Origin of the sequence: Amycolatopsis sp. NBC_00348 (genome assembly GCF_036114655.1) — a bacterium.
Taxonomy (GTDB): Bacteria; Actinomycetota; Actinomycetes; order Mycobacteriales; family Pseudonocardiaceae; genus Amycolatopsis.
Genome location: NZ_CP107994.1, coordinates 10,103,406 through 10,115,550 on the forward strand (window position 1 = coordinate 10,103,406; position 12,145 = coordinate 10,115,550).

At 72.6% G+C, this 12,145-nt stretch carries 13 protein-coding genes and 1 pseudogene; 6 read left to right on the forward strand and 8 right to left on the reverse strand.

The genetic code is table 11. From position 1 onward, the window contains the following. Positions 1 to 5: 5 nt before the first annotated feature. Positions 6 to 836 carry a LysR family transcriptional regulator gene (locus tag OHS58_RS45690; protein ID WP_328649967.1) on the forward strand — a complete coding sequence of 277 codons (831 nt, stop codon included), beginning with the start codon at positions 6 to 8 and terminating at the stop codon, positions 834 to 836. A 20-nt stretch (positions 837 to 856) separates the two neighbouring features. On the opposite strand, the gene OHS58_RS45695 is transcribed toward OHS58_RS45690, so the two are convergent. The 3 genes from OHS58_RS45695 to OHS58_RS45705 form a co-directional block, all read right to left on the reverse strand. Beyond that, the gene (locus OHS58_RS45695; RefSeq protein WP_442875578.1) at positions 857 to 1,447 is read right to left on the reverse strand and encodes a YdcF family protein; all 591 of its coding nucleotides are present in this window, start codon (positions 1,445 to 1,447) and stop codon (positions 857 to 859) included. Between the two features lie 316 nt (positions 1,448 to 1,763). Further along, positions 1,764 to 2,738: a chitinase gene (locus OHS58_RS45700; RefSeq protein WP_328646414.1), complete on the reverse strand. Its 975-nt coding sequence runs from the start codon at positions 2,736 to 2,738 to the stop codon at positions 1,764 to 1,766. 148 nt (positions 2,739 to 2,886) lie between these two features. Continuing rightward, the gene (locus OHS58_RS45705) at positions 2,887 to 3,591 is read right to left on the reverse strand and encodes a DUF2306 domain-containing protein (protein ID WP_328646415.1); all 705 of its coding nucleotides are present in this window, start codon (positions 3,589 to 3,591) and stop codon (positions 2,887 to 2,889) included. 139 nt (positions 3,592 to 3,730) lie between these two features. On the opposite strand from OHS58_RS45705, the gene OHS58_RS45710 reads away from it, so the two are divergent. Both OHS58_RS45710 and OHS58_RS45715 read left to right on the forward strand, forming a co-directional pair. Beyond that, entirely contained in the window at positions 3,731 to 4,627 is an 897-nt protein-coding gene (locus OHS58_RS45710; RefSeq protein WP_326955493.1) for a TetR/AcrR family transcriptional regulator C-terminal domain-containing protein, read from the forward strand. 10 nt (positions 4,628 to 4,637) lie between these two features. Next, complete coding sequence (locus tag OHS58_RS45715; protein ID WP_328646416.1) at positions 4,638 to 5,156, forward strand: GNAT family N-acetyltransferase; 519 nt, start codon at positions 4,638 to 4,640, stop codon at positions 5,154 to 5,156. Positions 5,157 to 5,162: 6 nt separating this feature from the next. On the opposite strand, the gene OHS58_RS45720 is transcribed toward OHS58_RS45715, so the two are convergent. From OHS58_RS45720 to OHS58_RS45730, 3 genes are all read right to left on the reverse strand, one after another. Beyond that, on the reverse strand, positions 5,163 to 6,596 hold the full coding sequence (locus OHS58_RS45720) for an FAD-dependent monooxygenase (protein WP_328646417.1): 1,434 nt from the start codon (positions 6,594 to 6,596) through the stop codon (positions 5,163 to 5,165). 10 nt (positions 6,597 to 6,606) lie between these two features. After that, on the reverse strand, positions 6,607 to 7,182 hold the full coding sequence (locus tag OHS58_RS45725) for a PadR family transcriptional regulator (RefSeq protein ID WP_328646418.1): 576 nt from the start codon (positions 7,180 to 7,182) through the stop codon (positions 6,607 to 6,609). A 108-nt stretch (positions 7,183 to 7,290) separates the two neighbouring features. Beyond that, positions 7,291 to 8,112, reverse strand: a complete 822-nt coding sequence (locus OHS58_RS45730; RefSeq protein WP_328646419.1) for a hypothetical protein — start codon at positions 8,110 to 8,112, stop codon at positions 7,291 to 7,293. Between the two features lie 95 nt (positions 8,113 to 8,207). On the opposite strand from OHS58_RS45730, the gene OHS58_RS45735 reads away from it, so the two are divergent. Next, the gene (locus OHS58_RS45735; protein ID WP_328646420.1) at positions 8,208 to 9,389 is read left to right on the forward strand and encodes an MFS transporter; all 1,182 of its coding nucleotides are present in this window, start codon (positions 8,208 to 8,210) and stop codon (positions 9,387 to 9,389) included. Between the two features lie 11 nt (positions 9,390 to 9,400). Here the strand turns inward: OHS58_RS45735 and OHS58_RS45740 are convergent. Further along, positions 9,401 to 10,123 (reverse strand): annotated as a pseudogene (locus OHS58_RS45740) (helix-turn-helix transcriptional regulator); the annotation flags it as partial. A 77-nt stretch (positions 10,124 to 10,200) separates the two neighbouring features. Between OHS58_RS45740 and OHS58_RS45745 the strand changes: the two are divergent. Further along, the gene (locus OHS58_RS45745) at positions 10,201 to 11,052 is read left to right on the forward strand and encodes an NAD(P)H-binding protein (protein WP_328646421.1); all 852 of its coding nucleotides are present in this window, start codon (positions 10,201 to 10,203) and stop codon (positions 11,050 to 11,052) included. A 4-nt stretch (positions 11,053 to 11,056) separates the two neighbouring features. Here OHS58_RS45745 and OHS58_RS45750 read toward each other — a convergent pair whose 3' ends face one another. Then, the gene (locus OHS58_RS45750; protein ID WP_328646422.1) at positions 11,057 to 11,686 is read right to left on the reverse strand and encodes a winged helix-turn-helix transcriptional regulator; all 630 of its coding nucleotides are present in this window, start codon (positions 11,684 to 11,686) and stop codon (positions 11,057 to 11,059) included. Positions 11,687 to 11,772: 86 nt separating this feature from the next. On the opposite strand from OHS58_RS45750, the gene OHS58_RS45755 reads away from it, so the two are divergent. Then, positions 11,773 to 12,141 carry a VOC family protein gene (locus OHS58_RS45755; protein ID WP_328646423.1) on the forward strand — a complete coding sequence of 123 codons (369 nt, stop codon included), beginning with the start codon at positions 11,773 to 11,775 and terminating at the stop codon, positions 12,139 to 12,141. The last annotated feature ends 4 nt before the right edge of the window (positions 12,142 to 12,145 follow it).

The window sequence follows — 12,145 nt, forward strand, 5'->3', positions numbered from 1 at the left end:
ACCTGCTGCGGACGTTCCTCGCGGTCCACCGCGCGGGCTCGCTGACCGGCGCGGCACCGTCACTGGGCTTGTCCCAGCCGACGGTGACCGCGCAGGTCAGGGCCCTGGAGGCGGAGCTGGGCCGGCAGCTGTTCGTCCGCCGCACACGAGGCGTCACGCCGACGTCGGCGGCCGACGAACTCGCGGCCCGCATCGCCCCGCACGTCGACGCGCTGACCGACGTCGCCCTGGGCCCCGCCGACCGTTTCGCGGTGCCGGTCCACTTGGCCGGACCGGCCGAGCTGACGACGGCCCGCGTCCTGCCCGCACTCGCGGACCTGGTTTCCGACGGTCTCAAGCTGCGGGTGAGCTTCGGCCTGGCCGACGACCTGCTGGCCGGGCTGGCGCAGCGCCGTTTCGACCTGGTCGTCTCGACGATCCGCCCCCGCGGCCGCGGTTTCGCGGCAACACCGTTGACGGACGAGGAGTTCGTCCTGGTCGGCCCACGCGGCTTCACCGGCGACCCGCGGACGGCGCCGTTGGTGGCGTACGCCGAGGACCTCCCGATCATCCGCCGCTACTGGCGCTCGGTGCTGGGCGTCCGGCCGCCGGCGGGGCCCGCGGTGGTAGTCCCGGACCTGCGGGGCGTGCTGACGTGCGTGCTCGCCGGCTTCGGCGTCAGCGTGCTGCCGCGGTACCTGTGCGCGGCGGAACTGGCCTCGGGTGCGCTGGTCGCTTTGCTGGACCCGGCGGAACCGCCGATCAACACGCTGTTCGTGGTGACCAGAACCGAACCGTGCCGGGCGGGGCCCGCGGCGGTGCGGGACGCACTGCTCGCGGACGCCGCCCGGTGGTGACTCAGCCCGTGTAGCCGCTTTCAAACGAGCCGTTGGGTAAATCCTGCCGAGACCAACCGGTCGTAGGCGTCGCGCACGTGATTGGGTACTGCTTGAGGAATGGCGAATCCCTTTTCGGCGTAAACCGTGATTCGCTGGGTGTCACCGACGAGCATGGCGATCACGCGGTCGACATCTCCGATGCCGGCGATGTATTCGTCGAGCGGCAGGGTGAGGGATGCGCAGGTGACGTCGACTTCCGGCCAGAGCTTCCGGCAAGTCGCGTAGGCGCGTCGTTGCTGGTAGGGCCTGGAGACCAGGGTGACAGAGCTGACTTCGGTGCCGTGGTCCGCCAAGACTTGCCGCGTGAAGATGATGTTCTCTCCGGTGTTTCGCGCGTTGGGCTCGACGAGCACGGCTTGCGCCGGTACTCCGAGTTCGATGGCGCGTTCCCGGTAGTGAACGGCTTCACCGCGGGGGAAATTTTCGATCGTGGTCGGGGCATTCGCGCCGGTGAAGACGATCACGGGGAACAACTCGGCTTTGAAGAGCCCGGCCGCGCAGTCGGCGACGCCGAGGTCGTGGCTTCCGAGTCCGATACCGACGTCCGTGGGGTGTCGTTCGTGGTGCATGTCGTGGAAGTCCCAGAGCGTCTCCACGTCCGCGCGAAGCGCGTCAGGCAGAGACGCGGTGTGCTCGGGCACGGCTTCTCCGTCAGTCGGGGATCTTGAACGTATAGGACCACGAAAACCGGCTGGCGGCATGCACTCCGCGGGCGAACTTCGGGAAGTCGAACGGCTGACCGAGAAACCGGAATGGAAGGCGGAATACGGACGGGAGGGATGGAGCTGATGAGCTTCACGCTGCCGGGCGGGGCCCGCGGCGGTGCGGGACGCACTGCTCGCGGACGCCGCCCGGTGGTGACTCAGCTGGTGACTCAGTGGTGACTCAGCCCGTGTAGCCCGCGAAGATCTTCGCGAACTCGTACTTCGCCTGCGGCACGTTCGTGCACTTGTACAGCGCGCCGGTGCACGCGTTCGCGTCGCGGCCGGCTTCCCAGAACGACAGCATGCCCAGGTGGACCGTCTTGGCGAAGGCGACCAGCGCCTTGGCGTCCTTCTGGTAGAAGATCTCGTTCTGCGAGTCGTTGACGCCGATCATCGGGGTGACGCCGACCTTCTTCCACGCCGCCGCGTCGCTCAGGCCGTACAGCGACTTCAGCTGCGCCTGCGTGGCCTTCGCCGCGGAGATCGCCTTCGCGCCCTGGTCGCCCGCGCCCTGGTAGTAGTCCATGGCCATGATGTTGACCAGGTCCAGGTTCACCCCGGCGTCCTTGGCGGCCTTGACGACGTTGAGCCCGTTCGCGTCGAGGCCGCTGGGCAGCACCGGCAGGGTCAGCGAGATCTTCAAGCCCGGGTTGTTGGTCTGCAACGTCTTCAGCGCCTGCGAGCGGCGTGTGATCGATGCCGGGTCCGCGACGGCCGCGCCCTCGACGTCGATGTCGACGTACTTCAGGCCGTACGCCTTGACGACCGCGTCGTACTCGGCCGCGACCTGGGCGGACGTGGTGCACGCCTGGGCCAGCTCGATGCCGGACGCGCCGCCGAAGGAGATCTTGACGTCGCCGCCGGCGTTGCGGATCTTGGTGATCTCGTCCTTCTGCCACGCCGTGCGCGGGTCGTACGCGCCGAACCAGCTGGCCTTGCAGCCGTAGGAGTTGACGAAGGCGAGCGTGAAGCCCTTGACGCCGCTCGCGGCCGACATCGCCGAGAGGCTGGGCGTCGGCCACGCGCCCATGTCGATGTAGGGGCCGACTGGGATCGGCGAGCCGGCCGCGGCGCCGGCGGGTGCCGCGAACCCGGTGGCCAGGACGGCCAGACCGCCCAAGGCGGCCAGGAGGGGACGGAGACGGGGGAGACGCATGGGGAGACCTCCACGACAAGCAGCGCGGCGGCGGGAATTCCGGACCTAATTGGTATAGACCATTAATGTGGTCCGGACCATAGGCCGTTCGGGGGCATGACGGCGGGTGACGGGCGGAACCGGCCCTCACGACCGGTTCCGCCCGTTCTCACACCGTCGCGCGCCGGCGTCCCCGGTCTAGCCACCACTGGGCGATCAGGAACGGGATCACCCAGCCGGTCCACGTCGTGAGCCCGGCGATCGCCTGGCCCAGCGCCAGTTCGCTGCCGCCGAACGTCGTGTCCAGCTGCCCGGGGAGCACGACCGACCAGACGATCGCCCAGATCCGGTTGCTGATGATCGACATGCACAGCACGAAGCTGCGGATCATCCAGCGGCGGTGGTCGGCGAAGCGCCGGGCCCGCGCCATCCGGTAGCCCTGCACGGTGCAGCCGAACCAGAGCGTCGCCAGCAGCACGTTCGACACCGCGCCGACCGGCCCGAACGGCGCGGCGACCGCGATGGCGAGCCCGGCGATCGACGCCGGGATGGCACCCGCGAAGACGTACACGCGGCCGGTGCGGCGGTGCACGGCCGGGTGCTTCTGCCGCAGCCACGGCCAGATCTGCAGCGAGCAGGTCACCATCGCGACGGTCGCGAAGCCGATGTGCGTGACCAGCACGGGGTAGTACCAGCCGACGCCGTCCGGGGCCGGGATCCGCGACTCCGCCGGGTCCAGCCCGAGGTAGGGCGGCAGCGAGTACACCAGGAACACCGTGACGATCAGGCCCAGCGGGAACACCCACGGCCGGCGCCACCACGGCGTGGCGCGCCGGGTCCCGCTCGGGCTCGCCGGTTTCTCTGTCGTGGTCATGCCGTCCCCCTGTCTCTTACGCTGTATCGGCACCGTATGGACCAGCGCGAAGACCCGGCAATCCTTGCTGCCAAGAATGGGTGAGTACCCTGGAAGTGTTCTAGTCGCCAGCGTGAAGTGTTCTAGTACGGATCGAGGGGTGTTCGTGGCTGAGCAGGCGCCGTACCTGCGGATCGCGGCGGACCTGCGGCGCCGGATCACCGCCGGTGAGCTGCGGCCCGGCGAGCGGGTGCCGTCCACCCGGTCGCTGGTGCGCGAGTGGGGCGTGGCGATGGCGACCGCGGCGAAGGCGCTGACCGTGCTGGGCGAGCAGGGCTGGGTGCGCGCGGTGCCGGGCAGCGGCACCGTGGTGAGCGATCGGACCCCGCAGAAGCCGCCGCTAGGCCGGGCGCGGCTCGTCCGGGCCGCCATCGCGCTGGCGGACGCCGAGGGCCGCGGGGCGCTGTCGATGCGCCGGCTCGCGGCCGAGCTCGGCGTCGGCCCGATGGCGCTGTACCGGCACGTCCCGGACAAGGACGAGCTGGTCCGGCTGATGGCCGACACCGCGCTCGGCGCCGAGGAGCTGCCCGAGCCGGGCCCGGCGCGGTGGCGGCCGCGGCTGGAGCTGGCCGCGCGGACGCAGTGGCGGGCCTACCGGCGGCACCCGTGGCTCGCGCCGGTGATGCTGAACTCGCTGGTGCGGCCGCCGGTGGTGCCGAGCGGGCTGCGGCTGGTCGACTGGATGCTGCGGGCGCTGGCCGGCACCGGGCTGCACCGGCGGACGAAGCTGCAGGTGATCATGACGCTCAACGGCTGGGTCGGCGGCCTCGCGGTGAGCCACGCCATCGAGGTCGAAACCGAGCAGGACACCGGCATCACCGGCTCCCAGCGGCTCGAAGCCGAGATGGCGGCGCTGGCCGGGCACCTCGAGTCGGGCCGGTTCCCGGCGCTCGCGGACACGATCACCGGGCTGGCCGACGTCGACCTCGACGAGGCGTTCGAGTTCGGCCTGCGGGTCCAGCTCGACGGAATCGCCGTGCTGCTGCACGAGTCCTAGACTCGTCGTGGTGCGGCTCACCACGGAACGGCTCACGTTGCACGCGTGGTCCGAACCCTTCTTCGACGACCTGTTCGCGCTGGCCCAGGTGCCCGACACGGTCCGGTACGTCGGTACCGGCGAGCCGTGGACCCGCGAGTACACGCTCGCCAAGCACCGCGCGACGCTCGAGCACTGGGCCGAGCACGGCTTCGGCTGGTTCGCGGTGTCGGCGGCGCCGGGCTCGTTCGACGGCGTGGTGTCGGTGGTGTGCCGCGACAACATCGAGTCGGGCCTCGGCCATCCCGCGGTGGAGCTGGGCTGGTGGATCGCCCAGCCGTGCTGGGGCCGCGGTTACGCGACCGAGGCGACGACGGCCGTGCGTGACCACGTCTTCGCGTCCGGTTTCGCCGACCGGCTGCTGGCGATCTACGAACCGGCGAATGCGGCGTCGGGCCGGGTGGTGGCGAAACTCGGGTTCGCCCCGCACAGCACGTTCCCGGTCGCCGGTCGACGTCAGCAGCGGGCGGTGCTGAACCGCCCGCGCTGACCCGTCTTACGCTGTCGCCGGGATCGGGATGTCGCCCACCCAGCGGTGGATCGCTTCGGCCAGACCGGTGTCGTCCGAGCCGGTCGTCAGCCAGGCGACGTGGCCGTCCGGGCGCAGCAGCAGCGCGCCGATGTCCGAAGTGGACTGTGCGGCGGCGACGTCGATTCCCGGGGCCCACGCGGCGAAGGCGCGCTCGGGAGTCAGGTCGAGGAGCACCGGACGGCCGGGGTGCAGCAGCGCGGCGAGGTGGCTCACCTCGCCCCGCAGGGGGAGGTCCGGGGCGAGGCGGCCGAGCCACGGGTGCCCGGGCGGCTCGTAGCGAGCGTCGAGGCCGGTGATGATCTCGGCCAGCGCGAGCTTGCCCGCGGGGTGCGTGGCGACGCGGCGCATCAGGTCGGCCAGCGGTTCCGCCGCGGCGGCTTCCGAGAGCGCGACCTGCGCGCGGGTGTTGGCCAGGATGTGTTCGCCCGCCGCGTGCCGCTCGGCGTGGTAGGTGTCGAGCAGGCCCTCGGGCGCGGTCCCGCGCACCGTCGCGGCGAGCTTCCAGCCGAGGTTGAACGCGTCGTCGAGCGCGACGTTGACGCCGATCGCGCCGGCCGGCGGGTGGATGTGCGCGGCGTCGCCGGCCAGCAGGACCCGGCCTTCGCGGTAGCGCTCGGCCAGCCGGGCCGCGTCGCCGAACCTCGTCAGCCAGCGTGGTTCACGCAGCTCGACGTGCCGGCCGAGCACGGCGTCCACTTGGGACTGGAGCCGGTCGAGCGTGACGGGCGTGTCCTTGTCCGCGGGCGGGTCGTCCTCCCGGACGATGATCCGGACGTACCCCGGCCGCGGGATGACGAACAGCGTCCGGCCGTCCGGGCCGGCCGAAACCCCGTACGGCAGTTCGCATTCGACGTCGCCGAGCAGCGCGAACCACCGCGCGTCGACGCCGGGGAAGCCGATCCCGGCCCGCTTGCGCACGGTGCTGCGGCCGCCGTCGCAGCCGGCGAGGTACCGCGCCCGGACGGTCAGTCCATTGTGGATCTCCGCGGTGACGCCGGCCGCGTCCTGCGTGAAGCTCCGCAGTTCGTGGCCGCGCAACAGTTCCGCGCCGAGGTCGAGCGCGCGGGCTTCCAGGACCTCCTCGACGCGGGTCTGCGGGATGCCGAGGGAGAACGGGTGGTCGGTGGTGGTGCCGTCGAGCAGCAGCGGCTCGGGCATCCCGGTCGCCGGGGCGTGCGGCACCTGGTGTCCCTCGGCGACCAGGCCTTCGGCCAGCCCGCGCCGCGCCAGCAGGTCCAGCGACCGCGAGTTCAGGTTGAAGCCGCGGCAGTACGGCGGCTTTTCCGGATGCCGTTCGACGACGGTGGCGCGCACGCCGGCCAGCGCGAGCTCCGCGGCGAGCAGCAGGCCGGCGGGTCCGGCGCCGGCGACGAGGACGTCGGTTTCGAGATCGGGCACGGCCTTCCCCTCAGGAGGTTTCGGGCCAGGGCAGGGAGCCACTGCGGATTTCGGCGGCCGTGCGGCGCGCCCAGTCGAGCTCCGCCTGCCACGCGTGCCGGACGTACTCGACCTCGATCATGAACAGCCGCGGCGCGCCCCGGCCGACCGTGTCCGCCAGCGCCGTCTCCGCGCCTTCGACGCGGGCGGCGAGGTGGCGGGCGCGTTCTTCCAGCGCGTCGGCGGCGCGGTCGGGCCCGAGCGCGCCGAGGTAGCTGACCGCCGCGACGAACTTCGGGTACTCGTCGACGGGCACGCGCACGAGCTCGTCCAGCCAGGCGACGAACTCCTGCCGGCCGAGCTCGGTGTGCGTGTAGACGGTCCGTTCCGGCCGGTTGCCCTCCCGGACCGTCTCGACGGGCTCGATCCAGCGGTGCTTGGCCAGGGACTCCACGGTGTCGTAGAGCGACCCGGGGTTGATCTTGAAACTGGAGTCCTTGTGCCGTTCGCGCAGCGTGGACGCCATTTCGTACGGGTGCATCGGGCGTTCCAGCAGCAGGCCCAGCAGGGCGAGCGCCAGGGTGTTGCGGATCTTGCGAGCTGCCATGGTCTTCAGTCGCTCCCTATTAGTCGGTTCCGACTATACGGGTGCGGTCAAGCCAGGCAGCGTGCCAGGGACATGAAGGCGGCGCAGGCCGGTGCACCACGGCTGACGTCAGCGCACGTCGAGCGCCGTCACCCCGGAGACGTAGCGGCCGCCCTTGACGTCGCCGAGCGGGACGAGCCGCGGCAGTGCGAGCGCGGCGCCGTCCTCCACAGTGGACAGCAGCAGCGGACGGCCGCCCGCGGACTCCTCGGCGAGCGTGACCGCGGCGCCGTACCCGTCGTCGCCGACCGCGACCACGGCCGTGTCCGGCCGCGGCAGCACGCCGGCGACCAGCAGGACCAGCCGCAGCGACGGCCCGGTCTCGGTGTGCGTCTGCTGGCCGGCGCCCGAGGCGAACGTCGCCGTCACGGTGCGGGACGGCAGCAGCTTCAGCAGCGACGGCGGCAGCGTGACGGACCGGTGCGCGGTCGTGATCCGCACCGCCCGTTCGGCCGCCGCGGCGTTCGACACGGCGATCCGCACCGACCGGACGTCGTCGACGCGGCGGCTGCGGTCCCGGTCGCCGGGCACGACCAGGTCGGTCTCGCGGCCGATGGTGAGGACGGCGGGGTGGTTGCCGAACGCCGGGTCCAGCTCGGCCAGCGCGAAGGTGACCGAGCGGTGCGCGGCGCCGGTGACGGTCACCGTCACCCGCAGCGCGGTGTTCTTCCCCGGCGGCAGAACCGGCGTCGCGGCGGCGACCACCTTGGTCAGGTCGACGCCGGTGACCCGCGGATACGTCGTTTCGCCCAGGGCCTTCAGCTGCGAAGCGGTGTAGGACGCCGGAGTCGTGACCGCGCCTTCGACGGTGAGCGTCCGGGTCGACGCCCCGGCGGCGGTCGTCGTGCCGGCGAGCAGCACGGTCGTCAGGGCGAGCACACGGAACAGCATCCGACCTCCAGAAGCCGCAAATACGGAGCGAACACCGCACTTTAACCGTTTTTGAGCCAAGTTTCCGAGATTGCGAGGATCGCTAGGGTGGCCGCATGACGGGGGAGCTGAAGCGCGCCCGGCTCGGGGTTTCGGTCGTGTTCGCGGTCTGCGGCGCGGCGTTCGCGACCTGGCTGGCGCGGGTGCCGGCGGTGCAGGCGCAGCTGGGGCTGAGCACCGGGCAGCTGGCGACGGGCTTGTTCGGGCTGGCCGCCGGGTCGGTGCTCGCGCTGCTCGGCGCCGGGGCGCTGCTCGCCCGGATCGGCAGCCGCGCGGCCGTCGTGCTCGGCGCCGTCGTGCTGTGCGCCGGCCTGCCGCTGGTCGCGTTCGCCTGGTCCGCGCCCGTGTTCGTCGCCGCGCTGGTGGTGCTCGGCGTCGGCAACAGCCTGCTCGACGTCGCGATGAACGCGCACGCGGCCCGCGTCGAGGACGGTTACGGCCGCCCGATCTTCGCCGGGTTCCACGCCTTCTGGAACATCGGCGGCCTCGCGGGCTCCGGTGTCGACGCGCTGATGGAGGCCACGCACGTCCCGGTGTCGGTGCACTTCCCGATCGCCGGCGCGGTGCTGCTCGCGCTCGCGCTGTGGGCGGCGCGCACGCGGTTCCTCACCGGCGCCGACCGCGGCCAGGGCGAGGCGGCGTTCGCGTGGCCGGGCCGCGCGCTGGTGCCGCTCGGCGTGATCGCGTTCTGCGGGTTCGTCGCCGAGGGCGCGGTCAACAGCTGGAGTGCGGTGTACCTCGCCGACGTCACCGGCGCGACGCCCGCGCTGGCGTCCCTGGGCTACTTCGCCTTCTCGACGACGATGATCGCGATCCGCTTGGTCGCCGACCGGGTCGTGGCCCGGACGGGCGCGGTGCGGTTCGCGCGCGCGGCGACGCTGGTCGCGGTACTGGGGTTCGCCGTGGTCCTGCTCGCGCCGTGGCCGGTGGCGGTGATCCTGGGATTCGCGGTGGTCGGGCTCGGTGTGGCCGGGATCGTGCCGATCGCGTGGAGCGTGGCGAGCCGCAAGCAGGCGGACAAGCCGGGCCAGGCGGTGGCCGCCGTCGCCGCCTGCGGCTACCTGGGGTTCCTGGTCGAGCCGGTCCTGGTCGGCGCGCTGGCGACGCGGGTCGGGCTGCACTGGGCGTTGTCGTCGGCGGTCGTGGTGACGCTCGGGATCTTCGCGCTGGCGCCTTCACTGCGGGAAGCCAGCCGCCGCAGCCCTTCGGCCGACGGAGTGCCCGGCGCCGCGGTGTAGACGAGCAGCCGGTGCTCGTGTCCCGGCACCGCGAGGATCTCGCAGTCGAGCTCCAGCGCGCCGGCCACCGGGTGGACGGTCCGCTTGGTCAGCGTCCGCTGCACCGCGACCTCCCGCTCGGCCCACAGCCGGGCGAACTCCGGGCTCGTTCCCCGCAGTTCGTCCACGAGCGACCGGACCGCCGGATCGGCCGGGTACCGGCCGCCCGCGCGCAGGTCCGCGACGCACAGCCGGGCCAGGTCCAGCCGGTTGCCGGTGATCGTGTCGCCGGTGTCGAACAGCCGGCGCAGCCGGTTGCGACGCCGCGCCGGCCAGCCGGCCGGGTCGCCGATCAGCGCGACGAGCATCCGGTTCCAGGCGACCATGTCGAAACCGGCGTCGATCACCATCGCGGGCACGTCGTCGAGGCGGTCGAGCAGCCGCAGGACGTTGGCGGGCACTGCGCGCGGCGGCGTCACCGGCGCCGGGTGGGCCAGCCGCCGCAGGTAGGTGTGCTCGTCGCCGGTCAGCCGCAGCGCCCGCCCGAGCGCGGCGAGGACCTGCTCCGACGGCCGCGGCCCGCGGCCCTGCTCGAGCCGCACGTAGTAGTCGACGGAGATCCCGGCCAGCAGCGCGACTTCCGCGCGCCGCAACCCCGGCGTCTGGCGTCGCGGGCCGGGCACGAGCCCGACGTCGCCCGGCTGCAGCCGCGCGCGGCGGCTGCGCAGGAAACCGCTCAGTTCCACGCTGTCCACCGTGTCATCATCACCCCGGCCCGGGGTGGTACCGGTTGGCCTACCCCGGTCACCCGGATCGGGACGAGCCTGGACGCATGACGATTCTGGTGACCGGAGCCCGCGGGAACGTCGCCCGCGCGCTGGTGGGACAGCTGCTCGACGCGAGGCAGGACGTGCGCGCGGCCGGCCGCGACCCGAGCCGCGCCCGGCTGCCCGACGGCGTCGACGTGGTCGCGGCGGACCTGGCCCGGCCCGGGAGCTGGGACGCGGCGCTGAACGGCGTCACGAAGGCGTTCCTCTACGCCGGGACGGCCGGGCTCGGCGGGTTCCTCTCCCGCGCGGGCGGCCTGGCGCAGGTGGTCCTGCTGTCCGCGGCGGGCGCCGACCCGACGTCGGAGGACGCCATCACCCGCGCCCACGGCGAAGCCGAACAGGCGGTGCGCGACGCGGGAATCCCGTGGACTTTCCTGCGTCCGGGCGGGTTCGCGGCCAACCGGCTGCTGTGGACCGAGCCGATCCGGACGGCCGGAGTGGTGCGCGACCCGTTCCCGGGCTCGCACTCGGCGCTGATCCACGAGGCCGACATCGCCGCCGTCGCCGCGTGCGCGCTGACGGCGTCCGGGCACCTCGGCGCCGAGCACACGCTGACCGGACCCGAATCGCTGACGGTGCGGCGCCAGGCCGAGCTGATCGGTCTCGCCACCGGCCGTCCGGTGCGCGTCGAAGTCCAGGACCTCGACGACTACCGCCGTGAGCTGACGACGGCGTTCGAAGCCCGGGGGCTGGGCGCGGTCGGTTCGGCGGACGTCGTCGAAGCGCGGATCCGGCGGCTGGCGGCACTGGTGGACCGGCCCCAGCCGACGACGGAGACGGTCCAGGACGTGACCGGCCGCCCGGCGCGTGACTTCGCGGAATGGGCCGCGGACCACGCCGCCGATTTCGGCTGACCGCTCAGGCTTCGTGCTCGCGCAGCAGCCGGCGGACGGCTTTCCGGTCACCCTCGATCGTGACGCGGCCGTCGGCGAGCGCGGCGTCGAGGCCGCCGGGCTTTTCGAGCAGCGCGTTGAGGGTGTGCGGGTCGGTCCGGACGACGGCGTCCGGACCGTTCGGCTCGCCTGGCTCGACGGTCAGCCGCCCGGGTTCGGTGCGCACTGTCCACACGCGACTGTCCAGTTCGACGCGGTAGCAGGCGTTCCCGCGTGGGCGCGCGGAGCCGCGGAGGAACAGCAGCACCGACGTCGCACCGAGCGTCGCATCCCGGGGGAGCGGGACTTGCGCGGCCCACGCGCCCAGCGCGAGCACGATCGGCTCCAGCTCACGGCCCCACGCCGTCAGCTCGTAGACGGTCGAACCCGCGGGCGGCGGCAGCGTCCGGCGGGTCACGACGCCTCGGCCTTCAAGCTCGCGAAGCCGGTCGGTGACCAGGTTCGAACTGGCGCCCGGCAGCGCGCGGCGGACGTCGGAGAACCGTTGCGGCCCCAGGAGAAGCTCACGCACGACGAGCAACGCCCACCGCTCTCCGACGACGTCGAGCGCGCGGGCGGTGGCGCACGCGTCTCCGTAGCTGCGACTGGTCGGCATGACGCTAATTTACAACCTTGAGGTTGTTTTTAACAACTACCCTGGCCTACGGTGAGGCTCTGGACGTCGAGCGGAAGGAACCGGTCATGGCCTCTCCGGTCGTGCACTTCGAGATCATCGGCACCGACCCGGCCCGGCTGCGCGGGTACTACGGCGAGCTGTTCGGCTGGGAGTTCGACACGTCGGGCCCGGTGTCGGACCAGGTGTCGGAGCCGGGCGACTACGGCTTCGTGGACACGGACGGCATCCCCGGCGGCGTCGGCGGCGGCGCGTCCTTCGCGCGGCAGACGGTGTTCTACGTGGGCGTCCCGGACGTCGCGGCGGCGCTGGAGCAGGCCGAACGCCTGGGCGGCACGCGCCGCATGGGCCCGGACCGCGCGCCGGGCCGCGACTTGGTGGTCGCCCACTTCACCGACCCGGAAGGCAACCTGATCGGCCTCGCCGGCCCGGCTTGACGAA